Below are 20,128 nucleotides of genomic sequence, written 5' to 3'. Positions count from 1 at the left end.
GGCTTATTCGAGGTTCCAGGCGTACTCGACGTTGGAGAAGGCGCCCACCGGCTTGCCGTTCTCGTCGGTGCCGGGGCGGAAGCGGCAGGCGCTCAGGGCGTCCACCGCGGCCTTGTCCAGCATGCGGTGCTCACGCGAGCTGCCCGAGGACTTGGTGATCTCCGCCTTGATCACCTGCCCGGCTTCATCGATGGAGAAGCGGATCTTGGTGACGCCGGTGGCTTCGGCCTGCCGCGCCTTCTGCGGATACTCCGGCTTGTCGCAGGAGCCCACGTCGATCTGGGCGGCGCGGGCACGCGACACGGCCGGGGCCGGGGGCGCGGGCGGCGCGGTCACCACCGGCGCGGCGGGCGCCGGCGGCGGCATCACCTGGGTGGTGGTGATCTGCGGCTGCGGCGTGGGCGGCGGGTTGACGTTGACCTCCGGCGGCGGCACGAAGGCCGGCGGCGGGGGCAGGTTCTTCGGCGGCGGCGGCAGGTTCTCCGGCGGTGGGGGCGGCGGAGGTTTGATCTCCTCGATGATCTTGGTCTCGATCGGGGCTTTCACCACCTCGACCACCTTGCGAGCCAAACCGCTGACCAGCGCATAGCCCAGCAGCACGTGCAGCACGATGACAACGCCCAGCCCCACAGGATGCTTGCCGGGGTTGCGCTGCGCTTCTGCGTAGTCCACTCGAATCCTCCAGTCGCCTTGAGGGCGCTGTCTTGTCCATACGCGGCCTCATGGGCCGTTGAACCGAGAACTATAGCTCGGTGTAATTTGCTTTCCACATAGGCTTCACCCTAATGATTCTCGGCCGAAGCGGCCGTTCCGCCGAACGGAATGAGCCGATTCGCCCTCGTGACCGAGTGTTGCCAAGGCTTTCTGAAAGCTTTCACTGCCTCGGGCAACCCCTACGCAATTCTCGTTCCCGGGTCGCGGGTGCCGCTGGCAGGGCGGCCGGGGCCCGCGGAGCTTTCCTACACCGCGCCGGGCCCTGACCCGACAGCGGCCGGACCCGGCCCGCCGATACGCTGGCCGCATGGGTATGAGACTCACCGATGCCTGGGACCGGGCGAGCGCACTCGACTGGGCGGGCCAGCCGCTGTCGCGCTGGCTGCTGGCGGCCGCCGTGGCGGCGGGCGTGTTCATTGTGCTGCGAGGCGGCGTCGCCTTCGCGCTGCGGCAGTTGGCCCGCCTGGCGGACCGCACGCGCCATGGCGCCGACGACGTGGCGGTGCAGGCGCTGCAGGGCACGCGCTCGTGGCTGCTGGCCGTGCTGGCCCTGCTCGCCGGCGCGCAGTGCCTGACGTGGTCGGTGCGCGGCGAGACCGTGCTCGCCCAGGCCTGGTTCGTCGCCCTGGTGGTGCAGCTCGCGCTGTGGCTGAGCCGTGCGTTGTCGCTGCTGCTCACGCGCCACCTGGCCAGCCATGCGCACCTGGCGCAGTCGGGTGCCAGCGCGACGCTGCTGTCGTGGGGCCTGCGCGTGGTGCTGTGGACCACCGTGGTGCTCGCGGTGCTGTCGAACATGGGCATGGACATCACCGCCATGGTGGCCAGCCTGGGCATCGGCGGCGTCGCGGTGGCGCTGGCGGTGCAGAACGTGCTGGGTGACCTGTTCGCCTCGCTGTCGATCGCCATGGACAAGCCGTTCGAGGTGGGTGACGCGATCGCCGTCAACGGCCTGTCGGGCACCGTGGAGCGCGTCGGGCTGAAGACCACGCGCATCCGCGCACTGGGCGGGGAGCAGCTGGTGATCGCCAACGCGGACCTGCTGAAGAACGTGGTCAGCAACTACAAGCGCCAGCAGACCCGGCGCATCGCGTTCAAGTTCGCCGTGGCGCTGGACACGCCGGCCCAGCTCGCGCGCGAGATCCCGGCGATGGTCCGGGAGGTGGTGGACGCGCGGCAGGACGTGCGCTTCGACCGGGCCCACCTGATGGCCCTGGGAGAAGGTGCCCTCGAGTACGAGGCGGTGTACACGGTGCAGAGCCCGGACTACACGCTGCACATGGACCGGCAGCAGGACATCCTGCTCGACCTCATTCGCCGCCTGCAGGCCGCGGGCGTGCGGTTCGGCGTGCCCCGCACGGTGCTGGGGCTGCCCGGTGCCTTCGCGCCCGCCGTCCGCCCCTGATCGCGCCCGCAGCGGCCCGGATATTGCCCTAGCCCCTAGATGGAGACCGACATGCTGAACGCCCTGTCCCTTCCCCTGGCGCCCGAGCTCGGGCCCTGGGCCACCCCGGCGGACCGCACCCGCGTGGGGTTCCTGCGCAACAACGGCCGCGAGGGGCCGCTGGACCACGATGCCGCGGCCAAGGCCCGGGTCGCCGAATCGCTGGCCGAGCTGCTGGGCCTGGACTACGCCGGCGTGGTGGAGGCGGCCGTGCCGTCCGACCGCCCGCTGTACCTGGTGCCGAGCGACACGCTCACCTCGCTGGAAGACGCGCGGCGCCTGGGCATCCGGGGGCCCGAGGACTTCTTCGGTGGGGTGGTGCCGCACGCGTTCGTGGCCACCAAGCTGGTGTCGCACCCGCTGGTGCGGCCCGAGGCGGATGCCCCGGCGGGCTGGTGCACCGACGCCGAATGGCGAGAGCGCATCCAGGGCGCCACGCTGCCCGGCTGGTCGGTGTTCACGCCGGCGGATGCGCGGGAGGCCGCGCGGCGCCTGCTCGTCGGCGGCTCGCTGCGGCTGAAGGACCCGGCCGGCGTCGGCGGGCTGGGGCAGTGGGTGGTGCACAACCTGGACGAGCTCGACACCCATTTGCTGGCGCTGGGCGAGTCGCGCATCGCGCGTGCCGGGCTGGTGCTGGAGCGCAACCTGCGACGGGTGGTCACGCACAGCGTCGGACAGGCGCGGGTGGGGCCGCACCTGGCCAGCTACCACGGCACGCAGGTGCTGACCACCAACCACCGCGGCGTCGAGGTGTACGGCGGCTCCACCCTGCGTGTGGTGCGCGGCGGGTTCGACGCCCTGCTGGAAGACGCCGCCGAGGACGCGGTGCGCCGCGCCGTGGAGCGGGCGAGGGTGTTCCACGACGCCGTGATGGCGGCCTATCCCGGCACGATGGCCTCGCGCTGCAACTACGACATCGCCGAAGGCGTGGACGACGCCGGGCGCGCGTGGTGTGGCGTGCTCGAGCAGTCCTGGCGCATCGGCGGGGCCAGCGGCGCGGAGATCGCCGCGCTGCATGCGCTGCACCGCGACCCGGGCCTGCGCCGGGTGCGCGCCAGCACCTGCGAGACCTACATCGGCCCCGATACCGACACCATCACCCTGCCGCCGGGCGCCTGGCTGCTGTACGACGGCCCGGATGCGCATGGCGGCCGGCTGGTCAAGCACGTCACGGTGAGCCGGGATGTCGACGCTTGAGGAACCTGCACGCATTGCCGTCGGCGACATCGAGCTGGCCGCCACCGTGGTGTCGCCGGGCACCCTGATCCCCGGCGTGCTCTTCGTGCACGGCTGGGGGGGCAGCCAGGGGCAGTACCTGTCGCGGGCGCGGGACGTGGCCGCGCTCGGCTGCGTCTGCCTGACCTTCGACCTGCGCGGCCACGCACAGACGCGGGGCCAGTTCGAGACCGTGTCCCGGGCCGACAACCTGGAAGACGTGCTCGCCGCCTACGACAGCCTGGCGCGGCGTCGCCACGTGGACCCCGGCGCCATCGCCGTGGTCGGCAGCAGCTACGGCGGCTACCTCGCGGCCATCCTCACCACCTTGCGTCAGGTGAACTGGCTGGCGCTGCGTGCCCCGGCCCTCTACATCGACTCCGGCTGGGACAGCCCCAAGCTGCAGCTGCACAAGGACCAGGACCTGGGCACCTACCGCCAGCGCCTGGTGCTCGCCAGCGAGAACCGGGCGCTGCGGGCGGTGCAGGACTTCGAGGGCGACGTGATGCTCATCGAGTCGGAGCAGGACCACATCATCCCCCGCGCGGTTCTGACCAGCTACCGCGAGGCCGCCACCCATGCACGCTCGCTGACCTACCGCGTGCTGGCCGGCGCCGACCATGGGCTGACCGCCGAGGCCGACCAGCGCGCCTACACCGACGTGCTGGTGGGCTGGCTGAAGGAAATGCTGGCCGGTGCCCGGCGCGGCACCCGTGTGCCCCCGGTGCGCGAGGGCGTGCTGCTGCCCGAGTCCCCCCCCGGCTGAGCCGCCGTGCCGGCGGCGCAGTGCGCGGCCCCGGCCGGCAGCGCCTGCCGGCGGATTCCTACAGCGCCGTCGCGGTGTGCCACCTACAACGGAGGGCATGGCGACAGCGACCCGACCGGATGCCCCGATCAAGCTGCGCGTCCTCACGGTCAACACCCACAAGGGCTTCACCCTCATGAACCGGCGATTCGTGCTCCCCGAGCTTCGCGACGCCGTGCGCAACGTGAACGCCGACCTGGTGTTCCTGCAGGAGGTGCAGGGCGAGTACCTGCCCCACCGGGCGCACGGCAGCGGCTGGTCGGCCGCGCCACACCACGAGTTCCTGGCCGACGAGATCTGGCCGCAGTTCGCCTACGGGCGCAACGCCGTCTACCAGGGGGGGCACCACGGCAACGCCGTGCTGTCGAAGTACCCCATCGTGGCCGAGCGCAACCACGACGTCTCGCTCGACCGGGACGAGGCGCGCGGGCTGCTGCACTGCCTGATCGGGGTGCCGGGCCTGCCGGCGCCGGTGCATGCGGTCAGCGTGCACCTCGGCCTGCTGGAGACGCACCGCACGCACCAGCTGCGGCAGATCTGCCGTGTGGTGAACCACGAGATCCCGGCCGGCGTGCCGGTGGTGGTGGCAGGCGACTTCAACGACTGGCGCGACCGCGCGCACCGGGTGCTGGATGCCTGTGCCGGCCTGGAAGAGGTCTTCGTCAAGGCGCAGGGGCGCCCGGCGCGCACCTTCCCGGCCCGGTGGCCGGTGCTGCGGCTGGACCGCATCTACGTGCGCCATGTGCGCGACCACCGCCCCGTGCTGCTGCCGCGCTCGCCGTGGTCGCACCTGTCGGACCATGCGCCCCTGGCGGCGGAGGTGCTGCTGTGAAGCGCCGCTGGTGGTCGGGCAACCGTGTGCAGCTGCTGGAGAACGGCGAGGCGTACTTCCCCGCGGTCTTCGAGGCCATCGGGCGCGCCCGCCGCGAGGTCATCATCGAGACCTTCATCCTCTTCGAGGACAAGGTGGGCCATGCCCTGCACGAAGCGCTGCTGGCCGCCGCCCGCCGCGGCGTGCAGGTGGACCTGCTGGTGGATGGCTTCGGCTCGGCCGACCTGACGGGCGACTTCGTGGCGGCGCTCACGCAGGCCGGGGTGCGGGTGCGCACCTTCGACCCCTCGGTGCGGGTCTTCGGGGTGCGCTTCAACGTGCTGCGGCGCATGCACCGCAAGCTCGTGGTGGTGGACGGTGAGCTGGCCTTCGTGGGCGGCATCAACTTCTCGGCCGACCACCTGGCCGATTTCGGCCCCGAGGCCAAGCAGGACTACGCGGTGCAGGTGGAGGGGCCCGTGGTGCGCGACATCCACCGGTTCACCCGCGCCGCCCTGGCCACGCCCGCGTGCGTGGTGATGCCCGGCTGGCCGCGGGCCGCCTGGGCGCGGCGCGGCCAGCCGGCCGTGGACGCGGTGGGCCCGGCCGAGGCCACCTTCGTGCAGCGCGACAACCTGCAGCACCGCAGCGACATCGAACGCTTCTACCGGCTGGCCATCCGCCGCGCACGCCGGCAGGTGGTCATCGCGAACGCGTACTTCTTCCCGGGCTACCGCCTGCTGCGCGACCTGCGCCGGGCGGCGCAGCGCGGCGTGGATGTGCGCCTCATCCTCCAGGGCGAGCCCGACGTGCCCCTGGCCCGCACGGCCGCCAGCCTGCTGTACGAGCACCTGCAGCGCGCGGGCGTGCGCATCTACGAGTACTGCGAGCGACCGCTGCACGGCAAGGTGGCGGTGGTGGACGACGAGTGGGCCACGGTGGGGTCCAGCAACCTCGACCCGCTCAGCCTGTCGCTCAACCTGGAAGCCAACCTGGTGCTGCGCGACCGCACCTTCGCGCGCGAGCTGCGCGGCCGGCTGGATGCGCTGATCGAGCACGCCTGCCGCGAGGTGCAGGCGCCCGACCTGCCGGCAGTGCCGTCGTGGTGGACGCAGCTGCGTGGCTTCGTGGTGTTCCACTTCCTGCGCCGCTTCCCGGTCTGGGCCAGCCGGCTGCCTACCCACGCGCCCACGCTGGCGCTGCTGCGGCCGCATTCGGGGGCCGATGTGCATGCGCGTCCGGCCGAAGGGGCCGGCCGTGGGCGCTGACGCCGGCGCGCTCGCCCGGCGCCACCGTCAGCAGCGCCAGCACCAGCGCCCGCACCGCTGGCACCGCCCGGCGTGGTGGCCCCGGGCGCGCCGTGTCGCGTGGGCGGTGTTCCTGCTCGTCACGGCGGCGCTGCTGGTGCACCTGGGCCGCGGCCTGGACTGGGCCGGCGCGGTGCAGGCCCTGCGGGCGCTGCCCGTGGGGTGGCTGTGGATCGCCGCGGGGGGCGTGGCGCTGGCCTACGCGGCGTTCGCGTCCTACGAGCTGCTCGGCCGGGCCATGACGCCCGAGCGCGTCGCCGACGCCGGCATCCGGCTCGGCCGCCGCTGGCTGCTGGCGGTGGGCTTCGTCACCTTCGCCGTGAAGCTGAGCCTGGGTGCGCTGGTGGGCGGCGTGGCCATGCGCTACCGGCTCTACGGGCGCCTCGGGCTGCCGGTGGAGACCACCACGCGCCTGCTCGCCGCCAGCCTGGTGACCAACTGGATCGGCTACGTCGCCCTGCTGGGCGGCCTGCTGCTGTGGCAGCCGCCCGCGCTGCCGCCGGAGTGGGGCGAGATCGCCCGGGCGGGCAGCGGTGTGCTGCGCGGCGTGGGCGGGCTGATGCTGGCGGGCTGCGCGGCGTACCTCGTGGCGTGCGTGCGGCCCCCGGGCCAGGCGCGCACCTTGCACTGGCGTGACCACGCCATCTCGCTGCCCCCCGCCCGGGCCGCGCTGGGCCAGTTCGTCCTGTCGGGCCTGCACTGGGCCAGCACCGCGGGCGTCTGCTGGGCCCTGCTCGGCGGCCAGGTGGGCTACGCCGCGGTGCTGGGGGCCTTGCTGCTGTCGGCCGTGGCGGGCGTGGTCACGCATGTACCGGGCGGCCTGGGGGTGCTGGAAGCGGTGTTCATCGCCATGCTGCAGGGCCAGGTGGCCCAGGGCCCGCTGCTGGGTGCGCTGCTCGCGTTCCGCGCCCTGTACTACGTGGTGCCCCTGGGCGTGGCGCTGCCGCTGTTCCTGTGGGTGGACCGGCGCGGTGCGGGCGCGGCGCAACGGGCGCCGGCCGGCGCTTCACCGCGTCCTACAGCGCCTCGCCCACCCCTCTGACGCCGTCCGCGCCGCGCCCTGCCCACACTGGAGCCACGCACCACGGCGTGCGCAGGAGACCCCCATGCCCCGCGTGATCTGGAAAGGCGCCATCAGCTTCGGCCTGGTGCACATCCCGGTGGCGCTCTACCCCGCGTCGCGGCAGAGCGGCATCGACTTCGACTGGCTGGACAAGCGCACCATGGACCCGGTGGGCTACAAGCGCGTGAACAAGCGCACCGGCAAGGAGATCGACAAGGAGCACATCGTCAAGGGCGTGAAGGTGCCCGGGGGCGACTACGTGCTGCTCAGCGAGGACGAGATCAAGGAGGCCTATCCCAAGACCACGCAGACGATCGCCATCGAGAGCTTCGTCCAGGCCGCGGAGGTGCCCTTCGTCCACCTGGAGGCGCCGTACTACCTGGAGCCGCAGGCCAAGGGCGAGAAGGCCTACAGCCTGCTGCGCGAGGCCATGCTGGAAGCCGGCGTGATCGCCATCGCGCGCGTGGTGATGCACACCAAGGAGCACCTGTGCGCGCTGGTGCCTGCCGGCCCGGCCCTGGTGGTGAACACCCTGCGCTGGGCCGAGGAGATCCGGCCCTGGAACGAGCTCAAGCTGCCGGCGGAGGGCCGGGCGGGCGCCGGTCTCAAGGAGGGCGAGCTGAAGATGGCCCGCCAGCTCATCGAGGACATGACCGAGCCGTTCAAGGTGGAGCGCTACGACGACCAGTTCACGCGCGCCATCGAGCTGCTCATCGAGCAGCGGGTGGAATCGGGCAAGACCCACCGCGTGGAGCCGATGGAGGAGGGCGCCGCCCCCCGCGCCGGCAACGTGGTGGACCTGACGGAGCTGCTCAAGCGCAGCCTGGGCAAGCGCGGCGGCGCGTCGGCCGACGACGAGGAGGGCGCCGAGGCGGCGCCCCGCAAGGCCACGCGCCGGCCCGCCAGCGGCGCCAGCCGCAAGCGCGCCTGAGGACGAAAGCCGCCGACCATGCCGAGCCGATCGTCCAGCCCGCGTGCGCAGACCCCCTCCGAGCGCCTGGCCACCTACCGCGCCAAGCGCGACTTCCGCGGCACGCCCGAGCCGAAGGCGGCCCGACGGCCACGGGCGGGCGGGCCCTTGAGCTTCGTGGTGCAGAAGCACGACGCAACCCGGCTGCACTACGACTTCCGTCTGGAGCTGGACGGCGTGCTGGTCTCCTGGGCGGTGCCCAAGGGGCCCAGCCTCGACCCCGTCGACAAGCGCATGGCGGTGCAGACCGAGGACCACCCGCTCAGCTACGCCGACTTCGAGGGCACCATTCCCGAGGGGCACTATGGCGCCGGCGAGGTGATCGTCTGGGACCGGGGGCGTTGGGAGCCGGTGGACGACCCGCACGAGGGCCTGGCCAAGGGGAAGCTGTCCTTTCGGCTGCATGGGCACAAGCTGCACGGGGCCTGGGAGCTGGTGCGCCTGGGCGGCCGGCAGGCGGCGGTCGGACCGAAGTCCAGCTGGCTGCTGATCAAGCGCCGCGACGAACATGCCCGAGCGCATGCCGACTACGACGTGGTGTCCGCCGCGCCGGACAGCGTGCTGCACCTCGAGGCGGCGCCGGACGAGCGCGCGCAGGACGGCCCCGAGGGTCGACGGGCGGCCCTGCCCAAGGCCATCGAGCCGCAGCTGGCCACGCTGTCCAGCGCCGCGCCGCCAAGCGGGGAATGGGTGTACGAGATCAAGTTCGACGGCTACCGCATCCTCACGCGCGTGCAGGGCCACACCCCGCGGCTCATCACCCGCCAGGGCCATGACTGGACCGAGCGCATGCCGGCGCTGGCCCGGGAGCTGGCGGCGCTGAAACTGGGCGATGCCTGGCTGGACGGCGAGGTGGTGGTGCTGGACGACGATGGCGTGCCGGACTTCAACGCCCTGCAGAACGCCTTCGACCGGCGGGCCACGCGCCAGCTCACCTACTACGTGTTCGACCTGCTGTACCACGACGGCCGGGACCTGCGCGACGAGCCGCTGCGCACCCGGCGCGAGCGCCTGCGCACCCTGCTGGCCGGACGCGAGACCGACCACGTGCGCTTCAGCGTGGACGCCGGGGCGGACGCCGCGACCGTGCTGGCGGCGGCCTGCCGCCTGCGGCTGGAGGGCGTGATCGCCAAGCAGGCCGATGCCCCGTACCGCTCGGGCCGCGGCACGGCCTGGCTCAAGCTCAAGTGCCAGCAGCGGCAGGAGTTCGTGATCGGCGGTTTCACCGACCGCGAGGGCCACCCCGGCGAGGTGGGGGCCCTGCTGCTGGGGGTGCACGACGAGCAGGGGCGGCTGCAGTCGGTGGGCCGCGTGGGCACGGGCTGGGACGCGGCCCAGGGCCGCGCGCTGCGCGAGCGCCTGGCCGCGCTCGAGACCGACCGCTCGCCCTTCGACGGCACGGTGGAGGGCAGCACGCGCTGGCGGCGCGGGCCCGGTGCCGCCCCGCACTGGGTGAAGCCGGCCTGCCTGGCCGAAGTCGCCTTCGGCAGCTGGACACCGGCCGGGCAGGTGCGCCATGCCGCCTTCGTCGGCCTGCGCGCCGACAAGGCGCCGCGCGCCATCATCCGGGAGAAGGCGGTGGCGCCGGCCGCGGCCCGCGCACGCGGGAAGGCGGCGCGGACGGAACCGGCCGACGCCTCCACCCTGAAGGTGTCCCACCCCGAGCGCGTGATCGACCCCAGCACCGGGACCACCAAGCTGGACCTCGTGCGCTACTACGACAGCGTGGCCGACTGGCTGCTGCCACACCTGAAGGACCGCGCGGTCGCCCAGGTGCGCGGGCCGCAGGGCATCGGCGGGCAGCTGTTCTTCCAGCGCCACGACCCCGCCGACGAGGACCCGGACGCGCCGGTGCGCATCGGCAGCCGCGCGGCGCTGCTGGCGGCCGCGCAGCTGAACGTGATCGAGCTCCACACGGGCAATGCCCGGCTGCGCAACCCCCACAAGGCCGACCGCATGGTGTTCGACCTGGACCCCGGCGAGGGCGTGCCTTTCGCCCAGGTACAGGAGGCCGCCCTGCTGGTGCGCGCGCTCCTGCAGGAGCTCTCGCTGGCCGCCTGGCTCAAGACCAGCGGCGGCAAGGGGCTGCATGTGGTGGTGCCGCTGGCGGTGCGCTGGACGCTGGACGAGACCAAGCAGGTGTCCAAGGCCATCGTGGAGCACCTGGCGCGCACGCTGCCGGACCGGTTCGTGGCCAAGAGCGGCCCGTCCAACCGGGTGGGCCGCATCTTCGTGGACTACCTGCGCAACGGCGAGCGGGCGACGACGGTGGCGCCGTTCTCCGCCCGGGCGCGTCCCGGCATGGGCGTGTCCATGCCCGTGGCCTGGGAGCAGCTCGGTGAGCTGCGCAGCGGCGCGCACTGGACGGTGCACACCGCCCGCGACCACCTGTCGTTCCGGCGCGAGGACCCCTGGCAGGGCCAGGCCGAGGCGCGCCAGAGCCTGACGCCTGCGCTGCGGGCCCTGGGACTCAAACTTGCCCCGCGCTCCTGAGGACGAGGAGGAGCACGACTGCCATGGCTGACCACGACCACGATGCCGACGACGGCGTGCGCCGCTGGTTCTACGGGGGCACGCCGCCCGACGAAGAGCGCCCGGCGGACGATCGCGCGCCGCCTCCCGGCGCCCGCGACCGACGGGCCGACGAGTGGCTGGCGCGCGCCTGGGCCACCGCCACCCTGCACCGCCTGCGCGGTGCAGCGGCGACCCGGGCCTCCTGAGCGCCGGCGTGCGGGCCGGGCGTCGCGCGCCGTCTGCGCCGCGGGGCGGCAGGGGCGTGCGCCGCACTCGCGCCCCTGCGCTACCCTTGCGCCTCCTTTCACGCACCCGGAGCGGGCCGTTGAAGCCTGGTCGCCTTTTCGTGTCCTCGCCGTGGCGGCGCTACACCCTGGCGGTGGCCTTGAGCGCGTTGGCCGCCCTGTGCCAGTGGCTGCTGCAGCCCTGGCTGCAGGAGCGCGTGCCCTTCGTCTTCTTCCTGCCCGCCGTGGCGCTGGCCGCCGCGCTGGGCGGGCGCGGCCCCGGCTGGCTGCCCCTGCTGGCCGGGCTGGTCAGTGGCGTGTTCTGGCTGGCACCGGTGGGGCAGCTGGAGGTCAGCGACGCGGCTGACCGCCTGGCGCTGCTGCTCTTCGCCGGCGGCGCGGTCCTGCTGGTGGAGTTCGGCGCTTCGGTGCGGCGCGTGGCCGAGCGGGCCACCGAGGCCGAGGAGCGGCTGGTGATGGCCATCCAGGGCACGGGCATCGGCGTGTTCGACCTGGATCTGGCATCGCGCACGGCCTACGTGTCGCCGGCGCTGGCGCGGGCGGTGAACCTGCCCGTGTCGTCCACCGCCATGCCCCTGGACGAGTGGCTCTCCCATGTGCCGCCCGAGCTGGTGGCCGAGAGCCGGCGCACCCTGCTGCAGAAGTTTCGCGCGCGATCGCGCGGGTACGAGCGCGAACTGCGCCTGGAGCAGGCCGGCAGCCAGCCCCTGTGGCTGCTGCTGCGCGTGCACGTGGTGTGGGTGGAGGACCGGGCGGTGCGGCTGCGCGGTGCCTGCGTGGACATCACCGAGCGCAAGATGGTGGAGTCCCGGCTGGCCCAGGCCCAGGCGGAGCTGAGCCAGCAGGTGGCGGACCTGAACCGCCTGCACGACCTGAGCAGCCGGCTGCTCGACGCCCATGCCCTGCCGGACCAGCTGCAGATGATCCTGGAGACGCTGGTGCAGTTGCATGGTGCGCAGCAGGGCCTGCTGTCGCTGGTCGAGCCCGATGGCCGCGGCATGCTGCTGCAGGCCGCCTGCGGCGTGGACGAAACGACGCGACAGGCGCTGGCGCGTCGCACCGTGCAGGACGGCGCCTGCGGCCGCGCCAGCCGCGGCGGCGAGCGTGTGGTCATCGTCGACATGGACACCGACCCGGCCTGCGAGCCGTTCCGCGCGTTCGCGCGGGCGCAGGGTTTCCGCGCCGTGCACGCCACGCCGCTCATCAGCCAGGACGGCGTGGTCATGGGGGCCATCACCGTGCACCTGGCCGAGCCGCGCGCGCCGAGCGAACGTGAGCAGGCGCTGGCCGACATCTGCGCCCGCAAGGCCGCGGTCTTCACCGAGCGCGCGCGGGCCCAGGCGGCGCTGGAGGAGTCCCAGGGGCGCTTCCTGGCCGTGCTCGAGAGCTCGGCGGTGCCCTTCGCGCTGCTGGTGCCCGTGCGCGACGGCGGCGGGGAGGTGGTCGACTTCCGCTGGGACTACCTCAACCGGGCGGCGGGCGAGGCGCTGCAGATCCGGCCGGAGGACCTGCTCGGCCGCAGCCTGCGGGACGCCCCGCTGGGCCCGACGCCGGGCGAGCAGGCCTTCCAGGCGTACGTGGCCGTGGCGCAGCAGCGCCGCCCGCGCGAATTCGAGATGCCGTCGCGCGTCCATGGGGAGGACGGCTGGCTGCACTGCATCGCCTCGCCCATGCGCGAGGCGGTGGCCGTCTGGTTCAACGACATCACCGACCGCAAGCGCCACGAGCGGGTCCTGCGCGAGGCCGACCGCCGCAAGGACGAGTTCCTGGCCACGCTGGCCCACGAACTGCGCAACCCGCTCGCGCCGATCCGGCAGGCGGCGCTGCTGGCCACCGCGCCGCAGGCCACCGACGCCCAGAAGCGCTGGAGCCACCAGGTCATCGACCGGCAGGTGCGCCACATGGCGCTGCTGCTCGACGACCTGCTGGACGTGTCGCGCATCACCCGCGGCGTGCTCTCGCTGCGCCGGGCGCCCACCGAGCTGGCGGCGGTGGTGGCCTCCGCCGTGGAAACGGCCCGGCCCGCCATCGACGCCGCCGGCCACCACCTGGCCGTGGACCTGCCCGCCGCGCCCGTGCACTTCCTGGCGGACCCGCTGCGCGTGGCCCAGGTGCTGGCCAACCTGCTGACCAACGCCGCCAAGTACACCGACCGTGGCGGGCACATCCGCCTGGCGGGCCGGCAGGAGGGCCAGGAGGTCGTCCTGCAGGTCAGCGACGACGGCATCGGCATCGCCGAGTCCTCGCTGCCGGAGGTGTTCCGCATGTTCTCCCAGCTGCATGCCGGGGGCGACCGTGGCAGCGCGGGCCTGGGCATCGGGCTGGCGTTGTCCAAGGGGCTGGTCGAGCTGCACGGTGGAACCATCCAGGTGCACAGCGCCGGCCACGGTCAGGGCAGCACGTTCACGGTCCGCCTGCCGGTGGGCGCCCCCGGGGCCCCGGCCGCGCCGTCGCCGTCCGCCGCCACCGGCGCGCCGGTGCGGCCGCGCCGCGTGCTCATCGCGGACGACAACCGCGACGCGGCGGACAGCCTGGCGGCACTGCTGCGGCTGGAGGGCCACGACACCTGCCTGTCCTTCGACGGCACCGAGGCGCTGCAGCGCTGGCGCGAGTTCGACCCCGATGTGTGCCTGTTCGACATCGGCATGCCGGGGCGCAACGGCTACGAGCTCGCCCGCGAGATCCGCGCCCAGCCGGGCGGCGAGCGGCCGGTGCTGATCGCCATCACCGGGTGGGGCCAGGAGGCGGACCGCCAGCGTGCCATGGCCTCCGGGTTCAACCACCACCTCACCAAACCGGTGGACCCCAGCCAGCTCGCCCACCTCTTCGGGTAGGCACGGCGCGCGGCTCGGGCACGCTGATTGCCACTTGCTCCCCCACGTTTTCGCGGCGTGCCGGGACGCCGCATACCCCTTGTCTGAACCCGGCTTCGTCCGCAGGCGCCCAGGGCGTGTGGAGGATGATCCGGGTTCGCCGCCGGGCCCCGGCCCGGCACGTCAACGCTTCACTGCCCATGGCGCAAGGACACGTCCTGAACCACGTTCTGATCGTCGATGACGACGTCGACTCCGCCACCACGCTGCGCGATCTGGTCGCGGGCGAGAACTTCTCCGTGGCGGTTGCCCACACCCTGCGCGATGCCCGGCGCCAGATCGCCATGCAGCCGCCCGACCTGGTGCTGCTCGACCTGCAGCTGCCCGACGGCAGCGGCCTCGACCTCTTCTCCGACCCCGACCTGGTGGCCGCCTCGGAGCTGGTGCTCATCACCGGCCATGCGAGCCTGGAGACGTCCATCCAGGCGCTGCGGCTGGGGGCGGCGGATTACCTGGTCAAGCCCATCGCCATGCGCCAGCTGCAGGGCGTGCTGTCGCGCTTCATGAAGCCGGCGGCGCTCAAGGCCGACGTCGCCCGCATGAACGCCAGCCTCGCGCAGGGCGGCCACTTCGGCCACCTGTGGGGGCAGTCGCCGCCCATGCTGCGCGTGTACGAGCAGATCTCCCGCGTGGCGGGCACCTCGGTCAGCGTGTTCATCACCGGCGAGTCCGGCACGGGCAAGGAGGTGGTCGCCCAGACGGTGCACGACCTGTCGCGCCGGCGCAAGCAGCCGTTCCTGGCGGTCAACTGCGGCGCGATCTCGCCCAACCTCATCGAGAGCGAGATCTTCGGCCACGAGAAGGGCAGCTTCACCGGCGCCGAGCGCCAGCACCTGGGCTTCTTCGAGCGGGCCAACGGCGGCACCCTGTTCCTCGACGAGATCACCGAGATGCCGCTGGAGCTGCAGGTGAAGCTGCTGCGTGTGCTGGAAACGGGCCGCTTCATGCGGGTGGGCTCCACCACCAGCCAGGAGGCGGACGTGCGCATCATCGCGGCCACCAACCGGCTGCCCGAGCAGGCCGTGGCGCAGGGCAAGCTGCGCGAGGACCTGCTGTACCGGCTCAACGTGTTCCCCATCGAGCTGCCGCCGCTGCGCGACCGCCTGTCGGACGTGCCGCTGCTGGCCCAGCACTTCCTGGACGCCGTGGTGGCACGCGAGGGCAAGGCCAAGCGCTTCACCGCCGCCGCGCTGGACCGCCTGTCGCAGCACCACTGGCCGGGCAACGTGCGCGAGCTGCGCAACGTGGTGCAGCGTGCCTACGTGATGGCCGCCGGCGAGACGATCGACGACGAATGGCTGCCGCGTCCCACCGGGGCGGCGTTGGCGGCGCTGGCCGCCCGGGCCGCGGAAAACGCCCCGGCCGGCGCGGTGCCGGCGTCACCGGGCTCCCCGACGCCGTCGGCCCCGGCCGCCCCTGCCGTGCCGCAGGCGCATGGCGACGTGGTCACCATCCCCATCGGCACGTCCATGGCCCAGGCGGAGCGGGCGCTCATCGAGGCCACGCTGCGGCACCACAAGTACCAGAAGGAACGCACCGCGGCGGTCCTGGGCATCAGCCTCAAGACCTTGTACAACCGGCTCAAGGAATACGCCGCCGAACAGGACGAGACGGACGCGTCGCGCAGCCCGGCGCCCCGCACGGCCGAGTCCTCCACCGCGGGCAACTGAGCGTTGCAGCCCCCGGGCCGCCCGGCCCGGGGCAGCCGATGCCGGCGCCGGGCGCAGGGCACGGCGCTTGCACAGCGGGGCGGCCATGGCGCGCCCCGCGAGCATCCCCAGCCCTTCTCCCGTGTCCACGCTGGCCTGGGTGTGCGACAGGGAGCCCGGCATCCGCCGGGTGCGGCGCGGCAAGGGCTTCGCCTACCTGCTGCCCACCGGTGAAGCCCTGCGTGACGAGGACGTGCTGCAGCGCATCCGCCGCCTGGCCGTGCCGCCTGCCTACCGCGACGTGTGGATCTGCCTGCGCCCGGACGGCCACCTGCAGGCCACGGGCCGCGACGCGCGGGGCCGCAAGCAGTACCGCTACCACCCGGACTGGACGGCCCAGCGGGGTGCCGACAAGTTCGACCGCCTGCTCGCCTTCGGCCGGCTGCTGCCCGGCCTGCGCCAGCGCGTGGACCGCCGCCTCGGCCAGGCCAGCGAACCCACGCGCGAGCGGGTGCTGGCCACGCTGGTGCGGCTGCTGGACGCGACCTGGCTGCGCATCGGCAACGACGAATACGCCCGGCAGAACGGCTCCTTCGGCCTGACCACGCTGCGCAACGACCACGCGGGCGTGCGCGGCGGCGAGCTGCGCCTGTCCTTCGTGGGCAAGAGCGGCGTGCGCCACGAGGTCCGCCTGTCCGACCGGCGGGTGGCACGCATCGTCCGCCGCTGCCGCGAGCTGCCCGGGCAGGAGCTGTTCGAGTACCAGGCGGACGACGGCAGCATCGGCCGCATCGGCTCGGCGGACGTGAACGCCTGGCTGGCCGAGCTGTCGCCCGGCCTGCACGTGACCGCGAAGGATTTCCGCACCTGGCACGGCAGCGTGCATGCACTGGCCACCACCTTGGCCGCCTGCCGCGCCCCGGCGGCCACCGCCTGCCCGACGCCCGCGGAGATCGTGGCCCAGGTGGCGCGGAGATTGGGGAATACCCCAGCGGTTTGCCGCAAGCATTACATCCACCCCGCGGTGCTGGCGGTGGCGGAGCAGCTGGCCAGCGAGCCGCAGCGCCAGTCGCTGGCCGCCCAGCCGTGGGCGGCGGCCCCGCCGGCGGCGCGGGGCCTGAGCGTGGCCGAGCGCCAGCTCCTGGCGCTGCTGCAGGGGCCGCGCCGCCGCCGGGGGCGCGGGAACCCCGATTGCTGAACCGGCGGCACCATCGGCGGCGGCGTGCCCGCGGCCGGCCTTCCTCCCGCCGCGAGGTCAGCCCGTGCGCATCGCCTACATCACCGAGACCTTCCCCCCCGAGATCAACGGCGTCGCGCTCACGACCGCGCGCACCGTGCAGCACCTGCGCCAGGCCGGGCATGCGGTGCAGCTGATCCGCCCGCGCCAGCCGCACGAGACGGCCGACGGCCCGCAGCCCCTGGCCGAAGGGGACCACACCTTCGACAACGGCGAGTGGCGCACCGCCGGCGCGCCCATCCCCATGTACCCCGGCCTGCGCTTCGGCTGGGCCACGTCCTCGGCCCTGCGCGAGCGCTGGCAACAGGCCCGTCCCGACATCGTGCACGTGGCCACGCCGGGCCCGCTGGCCTGGTCGGCGCTGCGCGCGGCGCGCGCCGAGGGCATCGCCACCAGCGCCGACTTCCGCACCAACTTCCATGCCTACAGCCGCCACTACCGGCTGGGGTGGCTGCAGCCGGCCGTGCTGGCCTACCTGCGCGGGCTGCACGGGATGGCCGACCGCAGCTTCGTGCCCACGCCTGCGCTGTGCGAGGAGCTCGCCGCGGCCGGCTTCGAGCGCCTGCACGTGGTGGGGCGCGGCGTGGACGCGGGCCAGTTCTCGCCCGCCCAGCGCGACGAGGCCCTGCGGGAGGCCTGGGGCGCCGGGCCGGACGACCGGGTGCTGCTGTACGTGGGCCGTCTGGCCGCGGAGAAGAACGTGGCGCTGGCGCTGGACACCTTCGAGGTGCTGCGGCCGCACCACCCGGGCCTGCGCATGGTGGTGGCCGGCGACGGACCGCTGCGCGCCCGGCTGGAGGCCGAGCATCCCGAGGTCTGCTTCGTGGGCCTGCAGCGCGGGGCCGCGCTCGCGCGCTGCTATGCCAGCGCGGACGTGTTCCTCTTCCCCAGCCTCACCGACACCTTCGGCAATGTCACGCTCGAGGCCTTGGCCAGCGGCCTGGCGGTGGTGGCCTTCGACAGCGCCGCCGCGGGCGAGCTGCTGGAGCCGGGCCGCAGCGGCTTCCTCGCCCGACCGGACAGCCGGGCCAGCTTCATGCAGGCGGCGCGTCTGGCCGTGGCCGAGGCGGACCCGGGCGGCGCGCTGCGGCAGCGCGCGCGCCGCCTGGCGCTGTGCAGCGACTGGGAGACCGCGCTGCGGGCCTTCGAGCAGGAGCTGGCCGAGGTGGTGGACGAGGTGGCAGGCCGGCAGGCGCCGGGCCGCCCGGCCGTGGCCTGAGTGCCCCGGGGCTGCCATGCGCCGCTGGCTCGATTCCGGCCTGGTGTACAGCGCGGAGCTGGACCGGCGGTGGGCGGTGGCACTGCACCAGCGCTCGGGCCGGCCGCTGTGGCTGAAGCTCATGCTCTGGTGCAGCCGGCTGGGCGACGGGCCCATGTGGGCGGCCGTGTTGGCGGCGCTCGCCCTGGCGGGCGGGCCGCGCGGCATGGCGTGCGCGCGTCAGCTGGCGGCCGCGGGTGCCGCCAACCTGGCCATCTACTACGCGATCAAGGGCTGGACGCGGCGGTCGCGCCCCTGCCAGCAGTGCCCCGGCATCCAGGCCTGCGCCCCGATTCCCGACCGCTTCAGCTTCCCCAGCGGCCACTCGCTGCACGCGGCGGCGTTCGCGCTGCTGCTGTCGGCCGCCTACCCCGCGCTGGCGCCCGTGCTCTGGTGCTATGCGGTGCTGGTGGGCGTGGCGCGCGTGGTGCTGGGGCTGCACTACCCGAGCGACGTGGTGGTGGGCGGCCTCATCGGGGTGCTGACGGCCAGCCTCGTCCGGGCCTGGGTCTGAGCGTGGACCGGCCCCTCACGCCGCGTGCGTTCCGGTGCCGCTGCGGCCGGCCGGTGTTCTTCCGCAACACCCAGTGCCTGGCCTGCCAGACGCCGCTGGGCTACGACCCGGTGCGGCGGGCCCTGCTGCCGCTGGAGCCCGTGGCGGGCGAGCCCGGCGCCTGGCGGGCCGTGGCCGTGGGCCGGCGCCGGCCCGGTGCACGGGGCTACCGGCGCTGCAGCCACTTCGACGGGCCAGGGGGCTGCAACTGGCTGGTGGAGGCGGGCGACGCCCATGCCGGCACGCCGCCCCTGTGCCGCAGCTGCCGCCTGACGCGCACGCTGCCGGACCTGTCGGTGCCCGAGAACGGCCGCTACTGGCAGCGCATCTCGTCGGCACAGCGCCGGCTGGTGTCCACGCTGCTGGGCCTGGGCCTGCCGGTGAAGTCCCGCATGCGGGAGGACCCCGCGAACGGACTGGCCTTCGACCTGCTGCGGGCGCCGCCGGGCGGCCCGGCCGTCGTCACCGGCCATGCCGACGGTGTCATCACGCTGGACGTGGAGGAGGCCGACGACGCGATTCGCGAGCGCCGGCGCAGCGAGCTGCACGAGCCCTACCGCACGCTGCTGGGCCATCTGCGCCACGAGACAGGCCACTACTACTGGATGCGGCTGGTGGACGGCGGCAGCGGCAACCGCTGGATCGAGCCGTTCCGCGCGGTGTTCGGCGACGAGCGCGAGGACTACGCCGCCGCGCTGCAGCGCCACTACCAGCAGGGGGCGCCGGCCGACTGGCCGCAGCGCCATGTGAGTGCCTATGCCAGCAGCCACCCGTGGGAGGACTGGGCCGAAACCTGGGCCCACTACCTGCACCTGCGTGACACGCTGGACACGGCGCGCAGCTTCGGCGTGGACGGCGAGACGGTGGAGCTCGACTACGAGCGCTTCGCGCTGGACACGCTCGGTGAGCTGGCCGGGCCCGACCGCGCACAGGCCGAGGCCTTCCTGGGGCTCGTCAACGGCTGGATGGAGCTCACGGGCGTGCTCAACGAGCTGTCGCGCAGCATGGGGCTGCACGACTTCTATCCGTTTGTGCTGTCCCGGCCCGCCCTGCGCAAGCTCTACCTGGTGCACCAGGTGATCGGCGCACCCGTGGCGGGCTGAGCACCGGCCGGCGCGCGGCTCAGCGGCGCCGGACGAGCGCGCGCCGCCGCCGCGCGTCCAGGCCCGGCGTGGCGCGCATGTCGGTGTCCACCTGGCCCGAGGTGATGTCCTCGTAGGCCTGCTGCATCACCGGCAGGGGTTGGCCGTGGGTCTGCCCCGTCATGGACTCGTCGCGCTCGTGGGGCAGCGCGAGGTCGCCACGTTCGGTGCCGCCGGAGCCCGGGGCGATGGGCGGGCGGCCGACGCGCTGGGGCTCGGGGCGAGAGGTGCGCACAACACGGGGGCGGGCTTTCATGGCGGTGGGGGCGGTCAGCGGCGTTGGCCGTCCAGGGCAGGGCACGTGCCCGATGGCCACCGAGGGAGGCACGGG

General features: G+C 73.7%; 17 protein-coding genes. 15 read left to right on the top strand and 2 right to left on the bottom strand.

All coding sequences use genetic code 11. From position 1 onward, the window contains the following. Nucleotides 1-3: 3 nt before the first annotated feature. Nucleotides 4-672 (bottom strand): energy transducer TonB, encoded by a 669-nt coding sequence (locus ACE3UN_RS00485; RefSeq protein ID WP_374672934.1) that lies wholly within the window; start codon nt 670-672, stop codon nt 4-6. A 349-nt stretch (nt 673-1,021) separates the two neighbouring features. On the opposite strand from ACE3UN_RS00485, the gene ACE3UN_RS00480 reads away from it, so the two are divergent. From ACE3UN_RS00480 to ACE3UN_RS00410, 15 genes are all read left to right on the top strand, one after another. Then, on the top strand, nt 1,022-2,116 hold the full coding sequence (locus ACE3UN_RS00480; protein ID WP_374672933.1) for a mechanosensitive ion channel family protein: 1,095 nt from the start codon (nt 1,022-1,024) through the stop codon (nt 2,114-2,116). 51 nt (nt 2,117-2,167) lie between these two features. Next, nucleotides 2,168-3,352: a DUF3182 family protein gene (locus ACE3UN_RS00475; RefSeq protein ID WP_374672932.1), complete on the top strand. Its 1,185-nt coding sequence runs from the start codon at nt 2,168-2,170 to the stop codon at nt 3,350-3,352. Then, nucleotides 3,339-4,136 (top strand): alpha/beta hydrolase family protein, encoded by a 798-nt coding sequence (locus ACE3UN_RS00470; protein WP_374672931.1) that lies wholly within the window; start codon nt 3,339-3,341, stop codon nt 4,134-4,136. The genes ACE3UN_RS00475 and ACE3UN_RS00470 overlap by 14 nt, the downstream gene beginning before the upstream one ends. A 97-nt stretch (nt 4,137-4,233) precedes the next feature. Beyond that, nucleotides 4,234-5,007, top strand: a complete 774-nt coding sequence (locus ACE3UN_RS00465; RefSeq protein WP_374672930.1) for an endonuclease/exonuclease/phosphatase family protein — start codon at nt 4,234-4,236, stop codon at nt 5,005-5,007. After that, on the top strand, nt 5,004-6,254 hold the full coding sequence (clsB, locus tag ACE3UN_RS00460) for a cardiolipin synthase ClsB (protein ID WP_374672929.1): 1,251 nt from the start codon (nt 5,004-5,006) through the stop codon (nt 6,252-6,254). Before ACE3UN_RS00465 ends, clsB begins: the two co-directional genes overlap by 4 nt. After that, complete coding sequence (locus ACE3UN_RS00455; protein ID WP_374672928.1) at nt 6,244-7,335, top strand: lysylphosphatidylglycerol synthase domain-containing protein; 1,092 nt, start codon at nt 6,244-6,246, stop codon at nt 7,333-7,335. Before clsB ends, ACE3UN_RS00455 begins: the two co-directional genes overlap by 11 nt. 64 nt (nt 7,336-7,399) lie before the next feature. Continuing rightward, nucleotides 7,400-8,287 carry a Ku protein gene (locus ACE3UN_RS00450; RefSeq protein ID WP_374672927.1) on the top strand — a complete coding sequence of 296 codons (888 nt, stop codon included), beginning with the start codon at nt 7,400-7,402 and terminating at the stop codon, nt 8,285-8,287. 18 nt (nt 8,288-8,305) lie between these two features. Continuing rightward, entirely contained in the window at nt 8,306-10,819 is a 2,514-nt protein-coding gene (gene ligD / locus ACE3UN_RS00445; protein WP_374672926.1) for a DNA ligase D, read from the top strand. A 23-nt stretch (nt 10,820-10,842) separates the two neighbouring features. Beyond that, nucleotides 10,843-11,046 carry a hypothetical protein gene (locus tag ACE3UN_RS00440; RefSeq protein ID WP_374672925.1) on the top strand — a complete coding sequence of 68 codons (204 nt, stop codon included), beginning with the start codon at nt 10,843-10,845 and terminating at the stop codon, nt 11,044-11,046. A gap of 140 nt (nt 11,047-11,186) precedes the next feature. Next, complete coding sequence (locus ACE3UN_RS00435; protein WP_374672924.1) at nt 11,187-13,919, top strand: ATP-binding protein; 2,733 nt, start codon at nt 11,187-11,189, stop codon at nt 13,917-13,919. Between the two features lie 197 nt (nt 13,920-14,116). Beyond that, nucleotides 14,117-15,628 carry a sigma-54-dependent transcriptional regulator gene (locus tag ACE3UN_RS00430; RefSeq protein WP_374673182.1) on the top strand — a complete coding sequence of 504 codons (1,512 nt, stop codon included), beginning with the start codon at nt 14,117-14,119 and terminating at the stop codon, nt 15,626-15,628. 121 nt (nt 15,629-15,749) lie between these two features. Continuing rightward, entirely contained in the window at nt 15,750-16,805 is a 1,056-nt protein-coding gene (locus ACE3UN_RS00425; protein ID WP_374672923.1) for a DNA topoisomerase IB, read from the top strand. A gap of 64 nt (nt 16,806-16,869) precedes the next feature. Continuing rightward, nucleotides 16,870-18,063: a glycosyltransferase family 4 protein gene (locus ACE3UN_RS00420; RefSeq protein ID WP_374672922.1), complete on the top strand. Its 1,194-nt coding sequence runs from the start codon at nt 16,870-16,872 to the stop codon at nt 18,061-18,063. A 16-nt stretch (nt 18,064-18,079) separates the two neighbouring features. Continuing rightward, on the top strand, nt 18,080-18,616 hold the full coding sequence (locus ACE3UN_RS00415) for a phosphatase PAP2 family protein (RefSeq protein WP_374672921.1): 537 nt from the start codon (nt 18,080-18,082) through the stop codon (nt 18,614-18,616). 2 nt (nt 18,617-18,618) lie between these two features. Next, nucleotides 18,619-19,758: a putative zinc-binding metallopeptidase gene (locus ACE3UN_RS00410; protein WP_374672920.1), complete on the top strand. Its 1,140-nt coding sequence runs from the start codon at nt 18,619-18,621 to the stop codon at nt 19,756-19,758. A 19-nt stretch (nt 19,759-19,777) separates the two neighbouring features. Here the strand turns inward: ACE3UN_RS00410 and ACE3UN_RS00405 are convergent, their stop codons facing one another. Continuing rightward, a complete protein-coding gene (locus ACE3UN_RS00405; RefSeq protein ID WP_374672919.1) occupies nt 19,778-20,053 on the bottom strand; it encodes a hypothetical protein in 276 nt (91 codons plus the stop codon). Nucleotides 20,054-20,128 lie beyond the last annotated feature (75 nt).

Source organism: Ideonella sp. (assembly GCF_041918995.1).
In the GTDB taxonomy this organism is placed as follows: Bacteria; Pseudomonadota; Gammaproteobacteria; order Burkholderiales; family Burkholderiaceae_C; genus Ideonella.
The sequence above is the reverse complement of the archived record's forward strand: the minus strand, read 5'-3'. Positions and strand labels throughout refer to the sequence as shown.